The 21,828-nt window shown below is 42.5% G+C and carries 18 protein-coding genes and 1 pseudogene; 9 read left to right on the forward strand and 10 right to left on the reverse strand.

From position 1 onward, the window contains the following. From V7K27_RS29995 to V7K27_RS30005, 3 genes and pseudogenes are all read left to right on the forward strand, one after another. Positions 1-272: pseudogene (locus V7K27_RS29995) on the forward strand (hypothetical protein); the annotation flags it as partial. Positions 273-303: 31 nt separating this feature from the next. After that, positions 304-498: a hypothetical protein gene (locus V7K27_RS30000; RefSeq protein ID WP_334952168.1), complete on the forward strand. Its 195-nt coding sequence runs from the start codon at positions 304-306 to the stop codon at positions 496-498. A 401-nt stretch (positions 499-899) separates the two neighbouring features. After that, positions 900-2,186, forward strand: a complete 1,287-nt coding sequence (locus V7K27_RS30005; protein WP_334952297.1) for a glycosyltransferase — start codon at positions 900-902, stop codon at positions 2,184-2,186. A gap of 149 nt (positions 2,187-2,335) precedes the next feature. Here V7K27_RS30005 and V7K27_RS30010 read toward each other — a convergent pair whose 3' ends face one another. Then, the gene (locus tag V7K27_RS30010) at positions 2,336-4,117 is read right to left on the reverse strand and encodes a ShlB/FhaC/HecB family hemolysin secretion/activation protein (RefSeq protein WP_334952170.1); all 1,782 of its coding nucleotides are present in this window, start codon (positions 4,115-4,117) and stop codon (positions 2,336-2,338) included. 298 nt (positions 4,118-4,415) lie between these two features. On the opposite strand from V7K27_RS30010, the gene V7K27_RS30015 reads away from it, so the two are divergent. Both V7K27_RS30015 and V7K27_RS30020 read left to right on the forward strand, forming a co-directional pair. Then, positions 4,416-4,697 (forward strand): hypothetical protein, encoded by a 282-nt coding sequence (locus V7K27_RS30015; RefSeq protein WP_334952171.1) that lies wholly within the window; start codon positions 4,416-4,418, stop codon positions 4,695-4,697. Between the two features lie 165 nt (positions 4,698-4,862). Then, positions 4,863-5,468, forward strand: coding sequence for a thioredoxin family protein (locus tag V7K27_RS30020; protein WP_334952172.1), 606 nt, complete (start codon positions 4,863-4,865; stop codon positions 5,466-5,468). 269 nt (positions 5,469-5,737) lie between these two features. Here the strand turns inward: V7K27_RS30020 and V7K27_RS30025 are convergent, their stop codons facing one another. From V7K27_RS30025 to V7K27_RS30050, 6 genes are all read right to left on the reverse strand, one after another. Then, positions 5,738-6,760 carry a sensor domain-containing diguanylate cyclase gene (locus tag V7K27_RS30025; protein WP_334952173.1) on the reverse strand — a complete coding sequence of 341 codons (1,023 nt, stop codon included), beginning with the start codon at positions 6,758-6,760 and terminating at the stop codon, positions 5,738-5,740. A 471-nt stretch (positions 6,761-7,231) separates the two neighbouring features. Continuing rightward, positions 7,232-7,462, reverse strand: a complete 231-nt coding sequence (locus V7K27_RS30030; RefSeq protein ID WP_334952174.1) for a DUF6737 family protein — start codon at positions 7,460-7,462, stop codon at positions 7,232-7,234. A 270-nt stretch (positions 7,463-7,732) separates the two neighbouring features. After that, positions 7,733-8,506 carry a hypothetical protein gene (locus tag V7K27_RS30035; RefSeq protein ID WP_334952176.1) on the reverse strand — a complete coding sequence of 258 codons (774 nt, stop codon included), beginning with the start codon at positions 8,504-8,506 and terminating at the stop codon, positions 7,733-7,735. A gap of 164 nt (positions 8,507-8,670) precedes the next feature. Further along, positions 8,671-9,327: a hypothetical protein gene (locus V7K27_RS30040; protein ID WP_334952177.1), complete on the reverse strand. Its 657-nt coding sequence runs from the start codon at positions 9,325-9,327 to the stop codon at positions 8,671-8,673. A 65-nt stretch (positions 9,328-9,392) separates the two neighbouring features. Then, a complete protein-coding gene (locus V7K27_RS30045; protein ID WP_334952178.1) occupies positions 9,393-9,623 on the reverse strand; it encodes a helix-turn-helix domain-containing protein in 231 nt (76 codons plus the stop codon). Between the two features lie 364 nt (positions 9,624-9,987). Beyond that, positions 9,988-10,395 carry a hypothetical protein gene (locus V7K27_RS30050; protein WP_334952298.1) on the reverse strand — a complete coding sequence of 136 codons (408 nt, stop codon included), beginning with the start codon at positions 10,393-10,395 and terminating at the stop codon, positions 9,988-9,990. 152 nt (positions 10,396-10,547) lie between these two features. Here V7K27_RS30050 and V7K27_RS30055 point away from each other — a divergent pair, with 152 nt between their 5' ends. After that, positions 10,548-11,762: an RNA-guided endonuclease InsQ/TnpB family protein gene (locus V7K27_RS30055; protein ID WP_334952179.1), complete on the forward strand. Its 1,215-nt coding sequence runs from the start codon at positions 10,548-10,550 to the stop codon at positions 11,760-11,762. A gap of 22 nt (positions 11,763-11,784) precedes the next feature. Here the strand turns inward: V7K27_RS30055 and V7K27_RS30060 are convergent, their stop codons facing one another. Both V7K27_RS30060 and V7K27_RS30065 read right to left on the reverse strand, forming a co-directional pair. Continuing rightward, positions 11,785-12,324 (reverse strand): hypothetical protein, encoded by a 540-nt coding sequence (locus V7K27_RS30060; protein ID WP_334952181.1) that lies wholly within the window; start codon positions 12,322-12,324, stop codon positions 11,785-11,787. A gap of 312 nt (positions 12,325-12,636) precedes the next feature. Next, on the reverse strand, positions 12,637-13,737 hold the full coding sequence (locus V7K27_RS30065) for a D-alanine--D-alanine ligase family protein (protein ID WP_334952183.1): 1,101 nt from the start codon (positions 13,735-13,737) through the stop codon (positions 12,637-12,639). Positions 13,738-13,838: 101 nt separating this feature from the next. Between V7K27_RS30065 and V7K27_RS30070 the strand changes: the two genes are divergently transcribed. The 3 genes from V7K27_RS30070 to V7K27_RS30080 all read left to right on the forward strand — a co-directional run bounded on the left by V7K27_RS30070 (position 13,839) and on the right by V7K27_RS30080 (position 18,669). Continuing rightward, positions 13,839-14,600, forward strand: a complete 762-nt coding sequence (locus V7K27_RS30070) for an S-layer homology domain-containing protein (protein WP_334952299.1) — start codon at positions 13,839-13,841, stop codon at positions 14,598-14,600. 3 nt (positions 14,601-14,603) lie between these two features. After that, complete coding sequence (locus V7K27_RS30075) at positions 14,604-16,493, forward strand: WG repeat-containing protein (protein WP_334952185.1); 1,890 nt, start codon at positions 14,604-14,606, stop codon at positions 16,491-16,493. A gap of 484 nt (positions 16,494-16,977) precedes the next feature. Beyond that, positions 16,978-18,669, forward strand: a complete 1,692-nt coding sequence (locus V7K27_RS30080) for an NAD-binding protein (RefSeq protein WP_334952187.1) — start codon at positions 16,978-16,980, stop codon at positions 18,667-18,669. Positions 18,670-19,756: 1,087 nt separating this feature from the next. Here V7K27_RS30080 and ligA read toward each other — a convergent pair. Then, complete coding sequence (ligA, locus tag V7K27_RS30085; protein WP_334952189.1) at positions 19,757-21,793, reverse strand: NAD-dependent DNA ligase LigA; 2,037 nt, start codon at positions 21,791-21,793, stop codon at positions 19,757-19,759. Positions 21,794-21,828: the final 35 nt, after the last annotated feature.

The raw sequence follows: 21,828 nt of genomic DNA on the forward strand, positions 1-21,828 counted from the left end.
TTGCAGCAGGTCTAATTGCTGTTTTGGGGGCGATTTATCGCCTAGCCAAAATTGAAGAAAAGATTAACGATAAAATCGACGGTGTAAACAACAAAGTAGACATACTTTTGACTCAATACGCGGGAGACAAAGAATACATATATATATACCGCTTGAATCACCTTGACAAGGTAATTGAACACAAATTTATTCGTCTTGCCAACTGGATAACTCAGATTGCCGGCTTCCTACACCGGAAAACTGGGTTTCAGATCCGCGATGACAAGTTTTGATTTTCTCCTGAGAATTCAAATAGCGAACCATATGCCTGAAGAAATTAATTCAGAAACATTGCTCCAGTTGATAAAACAATTAGAGACAGAAATGAACAAACTAATTAAGTTTAACCAAGCATTAATGACCAGAGTGGAAAGCTTAGAGCAGTTCGAGCGCGATTTTGAACGTTGGCAAACAAAAATAAAGTCACACGGCGGTTTTGTCACCGGGGATTCACTCTAGCAAATTACGGAATGGGCAATGAGAAACTTCCAAAAGTTCGGGGGATGAGTATCCCTACTCATCCCCCTCCGTTTTAAATGCTATTAGTCAAAATTTTATCACTGTTTATCCTTGACACGCAAGGCTTTTAGAGTTTGGCATAAGACAAATTTAGTCAAAAATTAGTCAAGGGTAAATATGGAGGGGCTAAAAGAGTGGGTGACGAGGGATTTGAACCCGCAACCAATAGATTAAGAGTCTATTCCTCTGAATGAGTAGCAATTAGGTAGCGCGATCGCTGCTTGCGATCGCTAAAAATCGGGATAAGGCATAGCTATCTTGAGTAGTAAATGAGTAGTAAGATCGGAATATAGCCTCGAAACGTTGCTTAGAGTAAACAAGTGGATAGTGTATTAGGATTGATGCTCTTATCCTTAACAATTTGGTTGGGGTTACTGTGTTTTTGGGGACAGTTTTGGCGAGTAGACCAGCAATTAGAGATTGGAGAAACTCAGCTAGAATCGTTACCTGTGGTTTGTGCGGTGGTTCCAGCCCGAAACGAAGCTGATTTGATATCAACCAGCTTGCGATCGCTCCTACTTCAAGATTATCCTGGTTCTTTCAACGTGTTTTTGGTAGACGATCGCAGCACAGACCGGACAGCAAATTTTGCCGAAGGGGTTGCACACGCTGTAGGTAAACCTGAGCAATTGCATATTATCATCGGCGTTTCACTGCCTGCTGGTTGGTCGGGCAAACTTTGGGCAGTTGAGCAAGGTATAAACAGCGCGAGTAAATTTGCACCTGACTATTATTTGCTGACTGACGCAGATATTGAACATGATCCTGGTAATCTTCGCCGACTCGTTGCTAAAGCGGTGCAGGAAGATTTAGACCTAGTTTCTGTAATGGTGCGACTTAGATGTGAAAGCTTTTGGGAAAAACTTTTAATTCCAGCTTTCGTCTTTTTCTTCCAAAAACTCTATCCTTTCCGTTGGGTGAATAATCCCAACAATCCCACAGCCGCAGCAGCTGGCGGATCTATTCTGATCGCCCGTGAAGCTTTAGAGCGAATCGGTGGTATTCAAGTCATTCGCCAAGCTTTAATCGACGATTGCGCCCTGGCTTGTGCTGTTAAAAGTAGTGAGAGAGTAGGAGACTGGGAGAGTGGGACACACAGTAATTCTTCCTTCTCCTCATCCCCCTCATCCCCCTCATCTCCCTCATCTCCCTCATCTCCCTCATCTCCCTCATCTCCCTCATCCTCCCCCACAGGCCGTATCTGGCTAGGATTGAGTACTTTAACTCGGAGTTTGCGTCCCTATGATTCCCTAGCGACAATTTGGGATATGGTTGCGCGTAGTGCTTATAGCCAACTGAATTATTCTCCATTACTACTATTGGGAACTTTGGTAGGAATGCCTCTAATTTATCTAGTTCCGCCGATGGGTGTGATTTTGGGTTTAGTTTGGAGTAATTGGGCGATCGCACTTACAGGTTTATTAGGATGGCTGTTAATGACTTTCGCTTACTACCCGACAATCCGCTTTTATAAATGTTCTCCTTGGTTTGCCTTTAGTTTACCTGCGATCGCTTTTCTCTATACCCTGATGACTCTAGACTCAGCACTACGTCACTGGCAAGGGCGCGGCGGCGCTTGGAAAGGAAGAGTTTATCGAGAAAATAGGTTTAAAACCCCGCCGTTCTAGGGCGCTAGTTGGGGTGAATTAGTCAGACAGCTTGAATACAAGTGCCACTGGTATGGTCTTCTGACTCCTGAATTCAGAATAGCTGAATTCTTCTTCAAACGTTGTATTTAGGATGCCAAAACGATATTGTCTTGAATCGATCGCCTCGCTCAAAACGGCGAATAGCGCACCGAGAAATACAGCCCATTTTCCTGGAGCGATCGCCTTTCACCCTCCACTGAGATCAGGGGAATACCCCAATCAAAACGGGCTGAAAAGTCATCACCCTGTTTCCACAACAGCCCCAACCCAGTACTAAGAAGCGTACTCGGTGATGGATTTTCGCCCTTGACATTCCAGCCTTTGCCAACTTCAATAAACGGTGTCACTTGCAGCACCCCGCCAATCTTGGCAGCGCGGACAATGGGTACTCGAAGTTCTGCGGAAAATAACAGACCATTATCTGTGAGTAATGCGTCTTGGCGATAGCCCCGTACACTTAGCTGTCCACCCAGACCAAATTGCTCCAAGGGTACTAAGGAATCTGCCGCTAATTGGACATCGCCCCTGACTAAAAATAGAGTGTCCGGTGCTAATTGCCGCACCCACTGCGCCTGTCCGCGCCACGCAAAAAAGCGACTATCTGGTTCACTATTGCTGACATTAGCATCGAACCAATCTACGCCAAAGCTCAATTGCGATCGCGCCGCAAATACATACTGGTTGCTTCGCTGGGTATATTCTTGAAAAAAGCGCAGAGCCGAAATATTGGTTTTACCGTTCGCATCTGCACCGGGGGAGAGTTTAAAAGGCCCAATGTTATCAAGACCCAACTCAGTTTGGCTTGACTGGCGCGAGAATGACAGCCCGATCGCCAACTCTTGGGTTGGTTTTTGCACCAGTGGTTGCCGATAGCCCAATTCGTAATACTGGGTATTTGACTGAATATCAAGGACGCTGAATGGTTTTTCAATAACGTGGTTCCATCCTTGGTTAAAACCAAAAAATACGGTGCCATTGTGGGCATTAATTGGCAGCGTGTAATTGGCATTGATCGTATTACTGCCATCAGTATTGGCATATCCCACGCTCAAGGTATCGCCCAAACCGAGTAAATTGGCTTCTTGCAGATCCACTCCCCGGCGAAAACTGCCGACACTCGGCGATCGCCCATTATCCAGGGTTGCTGTCGCCTTGAAGGTATCAGCTTCTTCAACCTCGACTAGCAACACATTGGTTCCCGGACGGACACCTGTTTGCAACTCGGCTGACAGGTTTTTAATTCGCGGATCTAGACGGAGTAGTTGCAGCTTTTCCAGTAAGCGGGGTACATTTAAGGGTTTGCCAGCACCAAGTTGGATGCGATCGCGAATATATTTACTGCTCAATCGCCGATTACCGATAATCTTGATTTCTTGTACACTACCCTCGATCACCTGAATTTTGATCGTACCGGCTTCTAGTGTCTGCGGTATAATCAACGCCCCCGTGGTTACATAGCCGCGATCGGCGTAGAGCTTCGCGATCGCATCTCTAACTTGCAACAACTCTGGAAACGTCAGTTCCCGTCCCACAAAGGGAGCGGTGACAGTCGCAAACTGTTCTGGTTTGAAAACTGTACTACCAACGACTTCAATGCGATCAACCCGAAATCTGGCATTAGGGTCATCCTGCCCCGGAATTGGCTGATTCGGTACTTTTGGTAATGGAAGCAATTGATTCTTGTCTGGTAGCTTCGGCAATACATCTGAAGGTAAAGGAGTGACAGGAATCTCTTCTAATCGACTAGGTGGTAACGTCTGAGGATTTGGAGTTTGGGCGTAAGCATCTTGATAGTTGCAGAATACTGGTGCGATCGCAAAGCTGAGTGTTATAAATCCAGTAAAAATCCTCAGTTTGCCCACGAACTTGCCGATCTCTGGCTGATTTATAACCAAGGTTTTTTTAATCATTATTTGTAATTTAAGAAATTACAGATTGAATACTTCATACTTGGAAAGTATAAGTAAATACGTAGGAAGTACTATATCTAACTTAAATTTTTCGAGAAAAAATCAGTAATATTACTCTCTTTTTTAGAAGAGATAAGTAGAGAGGATGTTACAGGCTAGCTTTTTTTCTCTCTGATTTAAGTTTTAAGTGGCGATCGCTAGCTAAACTGAAGAAGAATGCAGAATTCAGAATTCAGAATTCAGAATTCAGAATTCAGAATTCAGAATCGAATGGCACGCTTATAAAGCCCAAAGACTTATGTCGCCTCGTTCCCAGCCTGGAGGCTGGGAACGAATTCTGAGAGGCTCCGCCTCTGGTCAAGAAAGAGGAGGCGGCAGCCCTCCGCGAATGGGTTCCCAGCCTGGAGGCTTGTTCCAGTTGGGGCAAGGGCTGTATCTTAACTTAGTGCCATTCAATTCAGAATCCAGAATCCAGAATCCAGAATCAATCAGTCGGGGATTGGGACCCGCCACTACGAAAGTTGACCACACTTCGGCGCTGCTCTGTTCCCACCAAATCGTAGATTTGGTGGGAGTCTAAAAAGAGGTTATTCATCCGCTTTTTCGGTCAAAATTCATTCTGACTCCTGACTCCTGAATTCTGACTCCTGAATTCTGACTCCTGAATTCTGACTCCTGAATTCTGAATTCTGACTCCTGACTCCTGACTCCTGAATTCTGTTCGATAAGTTTTAATAATGCCGTTATGAGTACTGATTCACCTGTTAATTCTGCTGATAAGTCTGAATCTACATTCGGGAAGCGTTTGAGAAACTTTTTAATTGTAATGGTAGCGATCGCTCTGGGCCTTGCCCTCTTCTTAGGATTGCGAACTGAAACAACCTCAGCTTCTCTTGCCAAATTAAGTGAAGCGTCCACACCGTTAGAAGTAGCCGTCAGCAACGGCAAACCATCTCTAGTGGAATTTTATGCTGACTGGTGTACTGTCTGTCAGAAAATGGCCCCAGATATCACCCAACTGGAAACAGAGTATGCTGACAAGATGAATTTTGTCATGCTGAATGTGGATAATATTAAGTGGCTACCAGAAATGCTGAAATATCGGGTGGATGGGATTCCCCACTTTGTATTTTTGAGCCAGCAAGGGGAAACCATCGCCCAAGCGATCGGCGATCAACCCCGGACGATTATGGCTAGCAACTTAGAAGCTTTGGTTACTGGTTCGTCTCTCCCCTACGCTCAAGCTAGCGGGAAAGTTTCCAAATTCTCAGCCCCAGTCGCACCAACAGCTAGTCAAGATGATCCCCGCAGTCATGGCACCCAAGTGTTAACAATTCAAAATTCAAAATAGCAAAGAATTGTAATTCCCAATGTTTTTGAGGGAATAGTGGCACTGCCGTTTGTGCCTGTAGTTTTAGGACTTTGGACTAAGATTACAAACGTAGCTGTCTAGATTTATCTACTCTTGGGTAGCTTTGTCCAGATTTCTCTGAGCGGTTTAATTCCCGTTACAAAACTGTACCCTTCTCTTCGAGAGGCTTCTCTTTCAGAGACGCTAACGCGAACGCCAACGGCGTAGCTCAGGGCATCGCTTCAGACGAACGACTTCCGACTTCCGACTTATTTAACAATAGATTGTCGCTTGAGATGCTTATGAGCGTACATTAATTCGTCAGACCTGGCGATTAGTTCTTCTAGTGACATATTGCTTTCTGGTGAGTAACGCTCTATCCCTATACTCATCGAGAGTTCATAACTACGGTTTTGCTGTTGATTAAAGTTGGCGATATTTGCTTGCAGACACGCTTGGATGCTATCAGCGTCCTGAAAGTAGCTGGAGATGAAAACAATGAACTCGTCTCCACCTAAGCGAGCAACAATATCCGAGTTCGGAAAACTTTGCTTGAGTAATTGAGCAGCATCAACAATCAAGGCATCTCCCATGTCGTGACCAAGGGTGTCGTTAATCAGTTTTAGCCCATCTAAATCAATGAAGATCACCCAGCAAAAAACTTTCATGGAGTGAGCAGTTTTTAACTGTTGTTCAGCCAACAAAAAGAACCCACGTCGGTTATGCAAACCTGTTAGTTCATCTGTCAGCGATAACTGCCTTCCTTCCATCTCTGCTTGTTTGCGGTTGCGAACTTCCTGAATCAGTTCCATCTGAGCGATCGCCTGACGACTTAGGCGGCGCAGTGCATCCAATTGCTGGTAACTTAGGAAACGAGGAATGGTATCGATCACACACAACGTTCCGATCGCAAAACCATTGGGTGTAACTAGTGGGGCACCAGCATAAAAACGAATATTGGGATTACCTTTGACTAGGGGATTGTTATGAAAGCGATCGTCCTTGAGCGCGTTGGGAACCACTAATATATCATCTGGTTGAAGAATGGCATGGGCACAAAAACTTAACTCTCTGGGTGTTTCCTTAGCTTCTAGTCCAACCTGAGATTTAAACCATTGGCGATCGCTATCTACTAAGCTAATTAAAGCAATTGGAGTCTTACAAATGTAGGCAGCCAGAGCAATTAGGTCATCAAATGCTTGTTCCGGTAGAGTATCCAGAATATTGTAGTCCGCCAATGCTTTGAGCCTTTCTGCTTCATTTTCAGGTAGAGTAACAGCTTGCTTTTTCACAGATGAGTGTCTGAGCCTTAGCCAGGAAAGTCTAGTATGCTGAAAATTTTGCAACAAACACCGGATTCTCCTTATAGCATCAAGGCTGCGTTTTATAAACATCTGTGCAACAAAAATTAATATCCTGTGAAATATACAGAAATATTGTATTACATGATGTTCTTCATGCCTTTGGTTTGCTCTGTTGCTCATATCACCCTAACTTTGACTGTACAAAATTACCTAAGTATATAGATACTTACAGTTCTTTTGCCCAAAGTCAGGTTGGAAATTATCAGTATATGCGAAAAATTATCAAAGCTTATTATACTGCTAGAGTTCTTCGTCACAACTTGACATGATTGCTCTTTTCAATCTAAAATCCCAAATTGTGTGACCATCCGCTTGAGCTATGGCAGCACGCTAAATCTATTAACACGGTGGAATAATTTTCTCTACGGGAGCAATTTCCAGTATCAGATCAGGCTCGAATTAGTCTTTATATGACTCCAAAATCCCACTACGAATCATTAGTTGCGGCCAAAACAACACAAAAAATCCCATCCACGTCACTAGAGGGATAGAGACGAGAACTGTTAGCCAGATAGTTTTAAATAGTAACCAGCTACCACTAATCAGTGTTACACCTGTGAGAACTATAGACCAGGGCTGACACCACCAAGGTTTGTAATTCCAGGGACTTACAGGCTTTTGTTCAGACATTGATCAACTCCAAATTTTCCTTATATAGGACTAGTATAAGATTAGTGAAATGCACGTAATGGACACTCTAGGCTTTAATAGTGCATTAGACGTAGACGTAGGTTGGGTGGAGCGGAGCGCAACCCAACTGATTATCAGGATGTTGGGTTACGCAAAGCTCCACCCAACCGACAATTTTTTTGCAATCATTTTAGCCATGACGCTCAACTACAAGACTACCGAGATTTTTTCAGAAATCAAATATGATTCCTATAGCTATTAAAGCAACAATTAAGCGGTCTTAAAGAATCGAATAATTTCGCGGACATGATCGAGAAATTGTCCGTCAGTTGAAAGTTGCGCGATCGCATTTCTGGCTTCTCTCCCCAAGCGCTCATGTTCAGTTTGATTTGTCGCCCGTAATTCTTCTAAATTAGCCGCAATTCTAGCTAAATCTCGGCGAGTTTCTTCAGCAAAGCGTTGTTGAGTTGCGGGTAATGAATAGGATTGTTCAGGGTTGAGTTGATCTTCCAATGACTGAATTTTTTGTTCCAATATGGAGAAGCGATCGCGCAGTTCAAAAATATCTTCGCGGGGATACTTCCATTCTTGGCGAATCATCGCTAACCGTGCATATAAATACTCATAAGCTCGAATCGCTGGACGCAGAATTGTTAATAATAAAGCTGCACCAGAACTTATATACCCAACTGTACTAATACCAGTGGCAGCAAGTGTATAAAGACCAAGGGTTGAGAATAAGTGTAAAGCAATGGCAACCCAGAGCGATCGCTTTGCCAAAAGGGTGACATATTTCACTTGTTTCTCATCGACTGAAATTCCTTTCTCCTTGGATTGTGCTGCTTCTGCTAAGACTTCTTTAGCTTGAAAATGCACATTCCACGGTACGGTAACAATTACTAATAGCCACCAAAAACTCGCACCACCAATCACCCAGTCAAGAAAGTTACCAGCAGGGATGTGCAACCATTGCAGTAAGCCAAAAGCCGCCAGCACCACAACCACAATTCCAGCAATGGAACTGATGAAAAAGTTAATATACATCTTGCCATGTCTCCAATTAAACCATCACCTCGATCATCACTTTGCAGCAGCAGTTATACGTAAATTATTGTGATAGTTTTTCTAATTGCACAGACTAATTTGGGGATGAGATAGCTAAACCAGGTAATTTGAGTATCTTTGTCACCTTTTTTTGAAATAAATCACTAAGATGGTTTTAAAAATTCAATAAGGAAAGTATTACCTTGTGCAAATCGAATAGTAATTTGCATGGTAGAACCTTCAGAATCTTCAAGATTTAGTGGTTTGCCAATTTCAAAATTTACTGGTTGTTGTTGACCACCATTCACCGCTATATTATCAGCATAAATATAAGTTCTATGTGATGTATCTAAAATGGGAGCCAAACGACCTTTTAAACCTTTAATGTATCCAGTGCTATCAGGAAAAATAACAGAACCAACATTTCCTCTATGTTCTAGTTTTTTTTGTGAATCCTTTTTTGGAGAAAAATTTCTAACTATTATGCCTGCAAAATTTGGATGTGCAACTAAAAGAGTATAATTTTGTTTGGACTTGATATTGAACTCAGCTATACCATTATTATGTGTCAAACTTTCTAAATATGTATTATTCTTACCAATTAATATTACTTGTGCATTTTTGATAGGATTATTCTTAATATCCTGAATAAATATCTTAGCAGATATAGTATTTATGGTTGATGCTTGTTTTTGAGAAACTGGTTGAAATTTAGCTTTATTCTGAGTTGTATTAGCTGATATTGGTGAGTATGATAAAGCTAATGTATTGAGAATTAAGAGAGTTGGTAAAAGCTTTAAAAAGAGTGATTGTATTTTCATCTTTTCCTTCACTAATTTGGTAATTTAATCTTATTTTCCTTGCCCAGACAAAACTGATCCAGAAACTAATTTGGCAAATACTTAGTCAATAAATCCTGACCCTTATCGCCCATCTTTTCCAACATCCCCTCAATCTTCTCCATCGCCAAAGGCGAGGGTTTAGAGCGTCCATTTTCCCAACGGTTAATCGTGGTATATGTCACACCGAGAGTTGGTGCAAACTGTTCTTGCGTAAGCCCGAAGGCAAGCTGCAAATCATGAATCATCTGCCCCACCTCTGGCTGGTTGATAGCCAATCCTATATTATTTGCTACATATTAACTATGCAAATTTGCCGTTTACATCAGTGAATACGCGCATTTTGTGTTTTTATAGTAAAATTTCTTGCTTTAATAAAGGAGAGTTTTTTAAGTGAATTCTTAGAGTCAAAGTTGCACCCTTGAGGAAGCGAAATAGCCCAACATAAGACCATGCTTGATTATGAGGCAAAACGTCAAACTCCAGTCCAGACGTATACTACAGTCAAAATTACTTCCATACAAACCATACAGTATTTTATTGGGTCAGTTTTTTGCCATCCGGCAAAAACAAGCTTGTAAAATCTTAGGTTTGTTCTATATCAAGGCTCGTAAATTGGCGAAGGTATTGTATTAGAACTAGCTATTGGATAAGATAACTACGCCAAATCGGTTTAGTACTTTTACTACCCTTATCGGGAAGTAGGAATCGCCAAGTTTTACCTTCTTGCTGAATTTGCAGATAAACGTCAAATGCTTGTTGTGGTTGCGTCAAGCGCCGTTTTGGTAGTTTAACAATCAAGTCGTAAGTTCCCCGAACCCGGAAAGCTGGTAAATTTTCAATCGTCAGGGGTTGTTCCTGGGTAATTGATAGCCGCTTGATTTCAAATCCTTGAAAATCTAGATCCAACTGCTGGCTAAGTTTTTGTTGAGTTTGTTCTAGCCCAAGTGCGATCGCTTTTTGCACTAACTCGTTAGTTGGTAGCAGTCCAATACTGCCACAAGCTGTCACTAGCATCAGCAATATTGCTGTCAAAACTAACCGTACTATCTTATTCACTCTAGTCATTCTTTATTAGTTATTCGACTTTTGTTAATTCTCTGATTGCTGTTGGGTTATATCGGGACAAGCGTCAACTTAGAGCCAGGGCGAATAGCATAGAGCTAAAAAGAGTATAGCTGTTTTTAAGATATAATAGGTATATGCTAAACCTAACTTATACCTATCGCCTAAAACTAAATCAGCAACAATCCCAGACCTACGAGGCATGGTTAGAAACATCTCGCAGAGTTTGGAATTTTGCATTAGCCGAAAGGAAAGATTGGTATAACTCAAGGTCATGCAGAATTGACGCTTGCAGTATCAAAAGTGAGTACATCATTGCGGTAGATGCGTCCAGACCAACCTTTGCATCTCAGTGCAAAGCCTTAACTCAAGCGAGAAAAACTAATTCCGATCTCAATGCAGCACATTCTCAAATGCTGCAACAGGCGTTAAGGCGATTAGAAAAAGCATTTATTGGGATGTGGGAATCAGGAAGAGGCTTTCCCCGATTCAAAAAACAAGGGAGAATTCGCTCTTTATTGTTTCCCCAATTAGGGGTTAATCCAATTCTTGGAAGCAAGGTTAAACTTCCTGGTGTTGGTTGGGTGAAAATGCAATTATCCCGACCTATCCCAGATGGGTTTGCGGCAAAGCAAGCCCAAGTGGTGAAGAAAGCTTCGGGATGGTATGTGATGCTCACACTGCAATCTGATGTGGATGTTCCAAGTTTTGCGCCACACGGTCAACCTATTGGTGTTGATCTAGGGCTAAAAAGTTTCTTGACAACATCTAGTGGTGAACAAATCGCTAGACCCAGATTTTTTGTGGATCTCCAACGCAAGCTGAGATTGCTGCAACAAAGAGTTAGTCATAAGAAATTGGGGTCAAATAACTGGCGAAAAGCTCAACAGAAGGTATCACGACTCCACGAACATATTCACAACACCCGCGCATATTTTCATTTCAAATTGGCACATCGTTTATGTGACCAAGGTGGAATGATCTTTGCCGAGGATTTGAATTTTAAAGCGTGGGCTAAAGGGATGTTTTCAAAGCATACTTTAGACGCAGGCTTTGGTGAATTTCTCTCAATCTTAGAATGGGTGTGTTGGAAGCGCGGGGTTTATTTTGCTAAGGTCAATCCCAATAGAACCAGTCAAACCTGCCCTAATTGCAACCACCACACCGGAAAGAAAGATTTAAGTGAGCGGATACATCATTGTAGTGAATGTGGATTTCAAACAGATAGAGACGTTGCAGCCGCTATGGTGGTGATGCAGCGTGGTCTTGCAGCCGTAGGGCATACGGTCAAGATGCTTGGCGAGGGGTTAAGCAATAGCTCCCTTTTGACCCAAGAATCCCCCGTTTTATAAACGGGGGAGTGTCAAAGTATTTTTAATACTGGCGTAAAAGTGCAGATAATGAACTATCTTTACGAAGATCCATCAATTCTGCCAAAGGTTCTGTGCGCTTATCCAAGTGATGCTTGTGTTCTGCTGGTAGAACCGTCACCAGATGTTTTGTTTTCGGTTGCATCTGCATAAGGGGCATCAGTTGTTGCTGTGGCACAAAAATTGGCTGGTTCTTTGGAAGCTGTGGTTCCAATTTTTGGTAATTGCTCTGTGCCAAGCGTACCTGATGGCGGTTAATCTGTTTTTGAACTTTTTGTGGCTGCTTCATCCACTTGAGCATTCGGAAAATGAGCAAGCAACCACTACCACAACTGAGGGCGATCGCAGCCACCATCCATAAAGGTGTAGGATTAGTGTTCTCAGAGGGCGGATTGATTGGTTCTTCAACTATAACTGGGATTTTTTCTGGTTCTTCTTGTGCTACCGGGCCAGCGTTACCTAAGCTATACAAGGCAAAGGCCCCACCTCCCAAAAACATGGCTAAACACCCAGTTAACAATAGCCAAGGATGATGTGCAACCAAATATATCAGAACATTCGAGCTTTTTCTTAGTCTCGATTTCCTGTTTGTCAGCTCTGGAGTAGCCCGTCTTAGTTGGGTTGGCTCGCGCTGTACACTCTGACTTTTTTCCATGATTACTTTCAGATTTGTACCCCTCTAGTCCATAAATTGTACTGGAGGAGTGAAGCATCAGGTATCCGTAAAAAAAGTTCAGATTAAGGTAGCTTTTTTGTAAAATAAATGCGACCAAATCTGGCTAACTTTTGCCAAAATTCTGTATTTCTGATGACTTTTTGCCGTAAAAATCTGAAATCAGTTCGCTTATTTTCTCCATCAGCTAGGAGAATGTCTTTCGATCGCCAGTTGAATTAACCGATCCACTAATTCTGGAAAGGAGACTCCACTATAAGTCCAGAGTTGGGGATACATACTCGTTGCAGTAAAGCCTGGTAAGGTATTGATTTCGTTAATCAAAACTTCTTGTGTTGCTTCCACATAGAAAAAATCTACCCTTGCCAATCCCGCAGCGTCAACAGCTGCAAAAGCTTGCAAAGCCATATCTTGAATTTGACGAGCGATCGCATCTGGAATTGGTGCAGGTATCAGTGAATCTGCCAGTCCCTCAGTATATTTAGTTTCATAATCAAAAAAATCGCTATCATAAGTAATCTCTCCAATGACAGAGGCTTGGGGTTGATCATTACCTAAAATGGCACACTCGACTTCCCTAGCGACGACACCAGCTTCTACAATTAGTCGGCGGTCATAACTGGCAGCATTATCTAAAGCGGCTTCTAATTCTGGACGCGATCGCACTTTGGCAATACCCACTGATGAACCCAAATTAGCAGGTTTGACAAAAGCCGGATAACCTAATGCTGCCTCAATTTCATCACAGAGTTTCGGAAATACGCAAGGATTAGACCAAACCTGCGCTCTAGTGATCGCCTGATATTTTACCTGTGGTAGTCCCGCTTGCTCAAAGGCCATTTTCATGGCAATTTTATCCATTCCCATTGCCGAACCTAACACCCCAGAACCAACAAAGGGGACTTGCATCAAGGTGAGTAACCCTTGAATTGTCCCGTCTTCACCGTTGGGGCCGTGGAGAATGGGAAACCAAACATCCACTTGGGCAACTTGAGAGGGAGATTGCCACTTACTCAGGGTTTGGGCTTGAGGGTTAGATGTCAGATATCCCTCAGAAGTTGATTGTTCAGATTCCAGAAGCGGACTGCCGGTTGCTAAAACCTTTTGGGGTGCTTCTCCGGCTAGCCAGCGTCCATCTTTTTGGATATAAAAAGGCAGGATTTCGTACTTATTAGCATTTTCCTCTGCACTCAAGGCTTTAGCGATCGCCTGTGCTGAGTTGATTGAAACTTCATGTTCTCCCGAACGACCGCCAAACAATAACCCCACGCGCAGCTTAGTCATTTTCGGTTCCTCGACACTCTTCAAGCAGATAGCGTACCATAACCTACAAAAGTTGCCATGTTTTTCTTTTATCAAATTGAGGTGTCAAAATTTTTTCAGATATTCAAAACCACTGGGCAAAAGCATCTATTCTTGCAGCAGCCAAGAAAAATATATTTAAAGGTTATGTAGACGGGACTTTTCGCCCCAATGCACCTGTGACTCGTGCTGAATTTGCGGCGATTATTTCCGTAGCCTTACCGAAACAGCCATTATCTCGTGCTGCGATCGCCTTTACAGATGTACCCGCTAATCACTGGGCGGCGAAAGCGATCGCCGAAGCATATCAGACAAAATATCTCTCTGGCTATCCCAATTCTGTTTTCAAACCCAATGAACTAATCCTGCGCGTGCAAGCAATAGCTGCTTTAGCTTCCGGGTTAAATTATGGAGTTACAGCAGACCCGATAAATACTGTGAAAAAGTATTATAGTGATTTCGGGCAAATTCCCAGTTATGCGACGAGTGCGATCGCAGCCGCAACCGAAAAGCGGATTATTGTTAACTACCCAGATATCAAAAGCTTACAGCCAAATCAAAACGCTACAAGAGGCGAAATAGCAGCATTTATTTGTCGAGTTCTGGAAATTCCTACGGTATCTTCCAAGTATATTGCTGGTTTAGAACTGTTCGTAATTACCCCACAATTTGATGCTGCTGATGATTTTCGGGAAGGATTCGCACGGGTGCAAAAAGGTAATCAGTGGGGCTATATCGACAAAACCGGAAACTTTTTGATTCCGCCACAATTTGCTGAAGCTCATCCTTTTTCAGAAGGATTGGTATTAGTCAAAGAAAATATTAATAAAACAATCCCTACATAATTCATGGAAATTCGTGGTATTTGGATCACTACAACAGCTAGCCAAGTCTTAAACTCTAGACAAAATATTGCTGAGGCGATGAACTTTCTCGCCGAAACAGGATTTAACGTAGTATTTCCTGTTGTTTGGAATAATGGCTTCACCAGTTATCCCAGCCGAGTGATGCGGGAAAACTTTGGTGTTGAAATAAATCCGCGATTTCAAGGTAGAGATCCTTTAGCTGAACTAATTGAGGAAGCAAAACGAGTTAATCTTGCTGTTATCCCTTGGTTTGAATATGGCTTTGCTAGTTCTTATCAAAAAAATGGTGGTACAATCATTGCCAAGAAACCAGAATGGGCAGCCCGTGACTCTGCTGGTAATTTACTTGTTAAAAATGGTTTTGAGTGGCTAAATGCTTTTAATAGCGAAGTGCAAAACTTTTTATTAAGTTTATTCTTAGAAGTCATTAAAAACTATGAAGTCGCAGGTATTCAAGGGGACGATCGCTTTCCGGCTTTTCCCAGTGAAGGTGGTTATGAGCAAAAAACTGTTGAACGCTATCAGCAAGAGTTTAATCAACTACCGCCCGTAAATTCCAAAGATCCACAATGGTTACAGTGGCGGGCTGATATTCTTTCAAATTTTTTAACCCGCGTCTACCGCGAAATAATTAGTATCAATCCTGAATCAATTATTTCATTGGCTCCGAGTGTTTATCCTTGGAGTTATGAAAACTATTTGCAAGATTCTAAAACTTGGGTTGATCTGGGATTAGTCGATTTAATTCATCCGCAGTTATATTACCGAGAATTTGACCTTTATAAAAAAGATATAGATCGGCTCCTAATTAATCAATTTACCAAGGAACAATTGCCACAATTAATTCCTGGTATTCTTTTGCAACAAAGTACATATCGAATTACTCCAGAACATTTAGTGCAAGCAATAAACTATAACCGTTCTGTTGGTGTTCAAGGGGAAGTTTTATTTTTCTATGAAGCCTTGCGAGAAGATAATAATGCTTTAGCCAAGGTTCTGAAATCGGGGATTTACTCTCAACCTGCTGGGAAATTTGATCCAAAAGAAATTAAAAAATCTGGCTTTACTCATCGACGAACCAATGATAATTTTACTTACATAAATCCATCACAGGAAATTAGCCTAAAGGCACAATTTGATTGGGTTAAGCCATTCTCTGAAGGGATGGCAGCTGTCAAGATGGGTTACAAATGGGGTTACATTGATAAAACAGGTAAACTCACCCGCTTTCGTTTTGATAGCGCTGAACCTTTTTCAGAAGGACTAGCCCTGGTAAAAATTAATAATAAATATGGCTACATCGATAAAACTGCAAAATTGATAATTGCCTTACAATTTGATGATGCTAAATCATTTTCGTCAGGAATGGCAGCCGTAAAAATAGCTGATAAGTGGGGGTATATTGATAAAAAAAGCAAAATCATGATTCCGGCTCAATTCGACGATGCTAAATCATTTTCTGAAGACTTAGCCGCCGTGAAAATAGCTAATAAGTGGGGATGTATTGATAAAATAGGTCAAACTAAAATTAAATTTGAGTTAGATGATTCTGCAATTTTTTCTGGAGGTTTGGCATTAGTTAAAGTTGGAAATAAATTTGGCTATATAGATAAAGAGGGAAAATTTATTATCGAGCCACAATTTGATGAAGCTGATATGTTTTCGGAAGGTTTAGCTCCTGCTAAAAAGGGAGATAAATGGGGATATATTAATCAGTTCGGTGAGTTTGTAATTTCCCCAGATTTCGATTTGGCTAAACCTTTTTCTGAAAGCATCGCGTTAGTTAATGTTGGTGGAGAATTCAAAGAAGATAAGGAACAAGGGAAAGCATATTTTATGGGAGGTAAATGGGGATACATTCGCAAACCATAAGAGGATGTTTGTCAAGTCTAATTTATTACTAGCCTGGGGCGAATGGAAGTCGCGGCTACACGAGACAAAACCCACCTCCGTGGGTTAAAAAGCAATACAGTTCAGATAAGCCCAAAACCCTCATGTAGAGACGCGATTTATCGCGTCTTCTAAGTTTTGTGTAGTAGCGTAAAGCCTTCTCTTCTCCCAAGGGGAGACGCTACGCGAACGAGAGGTAACGCCTTCGGCATAGCTTCGCTTAGCGCGTCAGCGTGCCGGAGGCTCTATTCTATTCGCCCGATCGCTACAGCTAATTGTTATCTAAAAAACCGTATTTTCTAATACATTTTTTCAAAAACTGCCTGGGTTGATAATCCTCTGTCTACTTCCAGTCGCCAATTAAAACAATCGTGTTATCAGCTACAGTTGTATTCCAAGAAAATGGGCAACAATATTGATAAATAACTAAAAATGCAGCCTTACCTATAAAAGATGCTGCCGTTTCATGAAACCCCGAATTATTGTTTGTGGCTTAGGACGTACCGGATATAAAACCTTTCGTTTGCTGAGAGATCAGGGAGCCTTGGTTGTTGGTATTCATCATCAATCTATCCCTGGCGAAACAGCACCAGATGTGATTGTTGGCGATTTACAAGCAGCTGCTACCCTAACAGCAGCCGGAATTCAACAGGCACACACCTTAGTAATCGCTGGATCTAAAGATGCTCTGAATTTATCTATTATGATGCAAGCGCGGGTACTGAATCCCCAGATTCGGATTATCAACCGTTTTTATAATACAAATTTGGGGGAGCGCCTAGATCAAAGTTTGCCAGACCACTTGAGTATGAGTGTTGTGGGATTAGCAGCACCAGTATTCACCTTTGCAGCACTGGGAAGCCAAGCGATCGGACAAATTAAATTATTTCAGCAAACTTGGCCAATTCACGAAGAATACATTCATGAAAACCACTTGTGGAAAGGTCGAAAGCTGAGTGAATTGTGGTCAGATCGATCGCGGATGCTGATTTATTACTTACCAGCAGAAGGTGAGATGGATTTGGTGTCAGCTGTGATATCTGGACAAGAAATACAAGTAGGCGATCGCTTAATTATTGGTACACAACCCCGCATCCGTTCTCCTCGGAGATCATTAATTAAAAAACTGCTGAAAGTCCTAACTAATCTGAGGCAGTTTCAGCAACATGGGCGAGCGGTAGTGGTGGGTGCAATTGTACTATTGGCGGTTATTGGGATTGCTACACTCACCTATATGTCGGCTGAGTTGAATGTGTCTGCTGTCGATGCTCTATATTTTTCTGTAGGCATGATTACTGGAGCCGGTGGTAATGACAAAGTAGTAGAAAATGCTCCTAACAGTATTAAGTTATTTACTGTTGTGATGATGCTGGTTGGAGCAGTAGTGATTGGTCTTTGGTATGCAATGCTCACCGATTTTGTCTTAGGAAGCCGCTTTAAGCAATTTTGGGATGCAGCCCGAATTCCCCAGCGATCGCACTACATTGTCTGTGGCTTGAGTGGTATTGGGCTAAGAATTGTCCAGCAACTCCACACCAGTGGATATGAAGTTGTAGTAGTTGAACCCGACTCTAACAACAAATATATTAACACCGCCCGCGAACTCGGTATTCCCGTGATTCAGGGCGATGCCAGCTTCCGCACAATACTTAAAGCCAGCAATATAGACTCTGCCGCCGCAGTCCTTGCTGTTACTAGCAATGATGCCACCAATCTAGAAATTGCCCTCAAAGCCAAAGGTTTGACACCCAGCATTCCGGTAATTGTTCATTATGCCGATCCCGATTTTGCTGGCATAGCGCAACAGCTATTTGGCTTCGAGGCCGTACTAAGTTCGGCTGAACTAGCAGCCCCAGCTTTTGCTGCTGCTGCACTGGGGGGACGCATTCTTGGCAATGGCATCACAGCAGATAGTCTTTGGGTAGCTTTTGCAACTGTGATTACACCTTCACACGCCTTTTGTGGTAAGTGGGTGAAAGATGTCGCCATGTCTGCTGAATGTGTACCTTTGTACGTAGAAAAAAACCACGAAATCCTTCACGGCTGGGATTTATTAGAAACTAACCTCAATACTGGAGATGTTTTATATATGACGATGCCAGCAACGCGGCTATATCAATTGTGGCGAGACGAGCGAGTTTGCGAATCAGACGCTTAAGGCGATCGCGGTTCTCGCCTGAGTGAGGTATAAGAACCCCACCCCGCAAGCTCTTAGGGCAGACGAAGCGTAGCTTTGGCTCTATGGGGTTCTTCGGGTTTAATAAGTAATCAAGCGGACATAATATTATTCAGTCAAATAATATGAAATACTAAATACAAATATTGCTAAGAGAACAGGAATCATTTTACTAAAGTCTATTTGCTTTTTTTGAACTATTTCTAAACAAGACATCGGAATCATCAAAGGCCAGAAGATAGTTGTCACCAAAAACATCACAACCGATAAAAATTTATCTTCGGGAGTCGAAACAGGATGACGTAGGAAAAATATTAACCAATTGCTTAAAAAATAGCATGTCATTAACAGATAACCAATAGTTAAAGTCAGTTGTATCTGATTCACTGTAAGTACTCCTGAAGTTATGTGAGCTTCACCAAACATCATACGTACAAAGTTATAACATATACAGTCGTGACCTTACCCCATATTTGCTGACCCAAATACGGGGTAAGGGACTGACAGATAAAAAAATACTCAACTACTTCTTGTCGGGTGGGCAACATGAGCGCCCATATACAAGGGCGCTCATGTTGCCCACCCCACAAGATTGGGTAATTTATTTGTTGGATTGACACTCTCTTTCTCTGAAGCCACTGAGATTCTGCGGACAGAGTAAAACTCTCGCTACGACCCTCAAACGCCGTCTACCTAGTCATTCGCGCAGCGTCTCGTAGAGAAGTGCGGGTCTGAATTCCCCACTGATGCTTATACCAATTCTCTATGAAGATGCACTAAACCATATTTAAGTACAAGAAAGAAAAACGAACCGCAAAGGACGCAAAGGACACAAAGAAAGAAAGAAAGAAAGAAAGAAAGAAAGAAGTTAAAAGGGTTTGGCGCAGCCTCACAAAGAAATGGTATTACTGAGCAGTTCGGCAAAGCTTACTGTAAGACTTGCCGACGTATTAATTCTGAATTCTGACTCCTGAATTCTGACTCCTGAATTCTGACTCCTGAATTCTGACTCCTGAATTCTGACTCCTGAATTCTGACTCCTGAATTCTGACTCCTGAATTCTTCTTTATCAATCTTCAAGCATCTCCAAAAATTGCGCCTCGCTTAACTGCGTAATTCCCAAGGAGAGCGCTTTTTCTAATTTAGAACCAGCATCTTCTCCTACCACCAAATAATCTGTTTTTTTACTCACTGAATCAGTCACTTTTCCCGCAGCTTTTTGAATCAAAGCCTTTACCTCATCTCGCTTTAAGGTTGGCAATGTTCCCGTAATTACAAAAGTTTTACCTGCAAACTTTTGATTACCATCATCAACTGTTTTTGTTTCCTCTGTGGCAGCTAATTGCAATCCTTCTGCTTGCAAGCGTTCTATCAACATTTGGTTGGCATCAATCCGAAACCACTGATAAACAGATTGGGCAATTTCAGCACCGATACCGTAAATTCCTTCAATATCTGATTGCTTTGCTGTAGCTAACTGGTCTACAGTGAAATATTTCTGAGTCAACAATTGGGCATTCACACTGCCAACGTGACGGATGCCTAAGCCATACAATACCCTTGACCAAGGTTGATTTTTCGATTGTGCGATCGCATCGATCAATTTCTCTGCCGACTTTTTCCCCATCCTTTCTAATTCAGATAACTTCTCTGCTGTCAACTCATATAAATCAGCAACGGAATGTACCAAAGCTTTATCAACGAATTGATACACCAATTTTTCCCCGATGCCTTTAATATCTAAGGCGTCACGACTTACCCAATGTTCAATGGAACCTTTAAGAATCGCTGCACAGGAAGCATTGACGCACCGAGTCACCGCCTCACCTGATTCTCGCACCACAGGTTGACCGCAAACTGGGCAATGGGTGGGCATAAGGAAGGGTTCGGTGTCAGTGGGACGGAGTTCTTTTAATACCCTGACCACTTCTGGGATGATTTCTCCAGCTTTGCGAACAATCACAGTATCGCCAATGCGGATGTCTAATTGAGCAATGCGATCGCTATTATGTAAAGTCGCGCGGGAAACTGTTGTTCCCGCCAGTTGCACCGGGCGCATTTCTGCTAACGGCGTTAACGCCCCCGTTCGTCCCACATTTACGGCAATATTTTCTACACGGGTAGGCGCTTCTTCGGCTGGGTACTTCAATGCGATCGCCCAGCGCGGGAATTTCTGGGTAAACCCTAGCTGTTCTTGAAGTTTAAAAGAATTCAGCTTCACTACTACCCCATCAGTCATGTAGGGTAAATTCAGCCGTTCCGTATCCCAGTATTCATAATATTCTGCCACTTCTGCGATCGAGGCACAGAGTTTGTGATTGGGGTTCACTGGAAAACCCATCTTTTTCAACAACTCCAACGCTTGCCATTGGGTATTGGCAATACTGGTGTCATCTCTACCAGGAATGTGCAAAGTGTAGCCAAAGAAATCTAACCGCCGTTTAGCGACAATGCGGGAGTCTAATTGTCTGAGTGTACCAGCTGCGGCATTACGGGGATTGGCAAATAATTGCTCACCTGCTTTTTGCCTTTCCTCGTTAATTTGTTTAAATACTTCCAAAGGCAAAAACGCCTCGCCTCGCACTTCCACCCTTTCCAGAATTTCTAACCCTTCAAAATTCAAACGCAAGGGAATTGAGCGAATTGTCCGCACATTTTGGGTGATCTCTTCACCCGTCACTCCATCACCCCTAGTTGTTCCCCTAACTAGAATCCCATCTTGGTAGGTAAGAGCCAAAGCAGAACCATCAATTTTGAGTTCAGTGACATATTCCACTGAGTCTATTTTAGCTACTTGTCGCCGCCAACGCTGATCCCACCCTTGCAACTCATCGACATTAAACGCATTCTCCAGACTGTACAAGGGGATATTATGGCGCACCGAGGTAAACTGCGTATGCTTAAGCTCACCTACGCGCTGAGTCGGACTATCGAATGTCGTCAATTCTGGATATTGAATTTCCAGTTGTTGCAATTCTCGATATAGCTGGTCATAGACTGCATCCTCCATGATTGGAGCATCTAAAACGTAATAAGCATAGCTGGCTTGTTGCAATAACTGGCGCAACTCTTCTGTGCGCTTTACTTCCGGCTTAATCTGGGTCATTTTTATAAGAAGAATTCAGAACTCAGGAGCCAGAA

The sequence above is a fragment of the Nostoc sp. genome (assembly GCF_036919575.1).
Lineage (GTDB): Bacteria > Cyanobacteriota > Cyanobacteriia > Cyanobacteriales > Nostocaceae > Nostoc.

Bases quoted from the DNA above. Each gene is read 5' to 3' on its own strand.
- V7K27_RS30000 (WP_334952168.1), top strand. From the start codon at position 304: ATGCCTGAAGAAATTAATTCAGAAACATTGCTCCAGTTGATAAAACAA.
- V7K27_RS30005 (WP_334952297.1), top strand. From the start codon at position 900: ATGCTCTTATCCTTAACAATTTGGTTGGGGTTACTGTGTTTTTGGGGA.
- V7K27_RS30010 (WP_334952170.1), bottom strand. From the start codon at position 4,117: ATGATTAAAAAAACCTTGGTTATAAATCAGCCAGAGATCGGCAAGTTC.
- V7K27_RS30015 (WP_334952171.1), top strand. From the start codon at position 4,416: ATGTCGCCTCGTTCCCAGCCTGGAGGCTGGGAACGAATTCTGAGAGGC.
- V7K27_RS30020 (WP_334952172.1), top strand. From the start codon at position 4,863: ATGAGTACTGATTCACCTGTTAATTCTGCTGATAAGTCTGAATCTACA.
- V7K27_RS30030 (WP_334952174.1), bottom strand. From the start codon at position 7,462: ATGTCTGAACAAAAGCCTGTAAGTCCCTGGAATTACAAACCTTGGTGG.
- V7K27_RS30035 (WP_334952176.1), bottom strand. From the start codon at position 8,506: ATGTATATTAACTTTTTCATCAGTTCCATTGCTGGAATTGTGGTTGTG.
- V7K27_RS30040 (WP_334952177.1), bottom strand. From the start codon at position 9,327: ATGAAAATACAATCACTCTTTTTAAAGCTTTTACCAACTCTCTTAATT.
- V7K27_RS30055 (WP_334952179.1), top strand. From the start codon at position 10,548: ATGCTAAACCTAACTTATACCTATCGCCTAAAACTAAATCAGCAACAA.
- V7K27_RS30065 (WP_334952183.1), bottom strand. From the start codon at position 13,737: ATGACTAAGCTGCGCGTGGGGTTATTGTTTGGCGGTCGTTCGGGAGAA.
- V7K27_RS30075 (WP_334952185.1), top strand. From the start codon at position 14,604: ATGGAAATTCGTGGTATTTGGATCACTACAACAGCTAGCCAAGTCTTA.
- V7K27_RS30080 (WP_334952187.1), top strand. From the start codon at position 16,978: ATGAAACCCCGAATTATTGTTTGTGGCTTAGGACGTACCGGATATAAA.
- ligA (WP_334952189.1), bottom strand. From the start codon at position 21,793: ATGACCCAGATTAAGCCGGAAGTAAAGCGCACAGAAGAGTTGCGCCAG.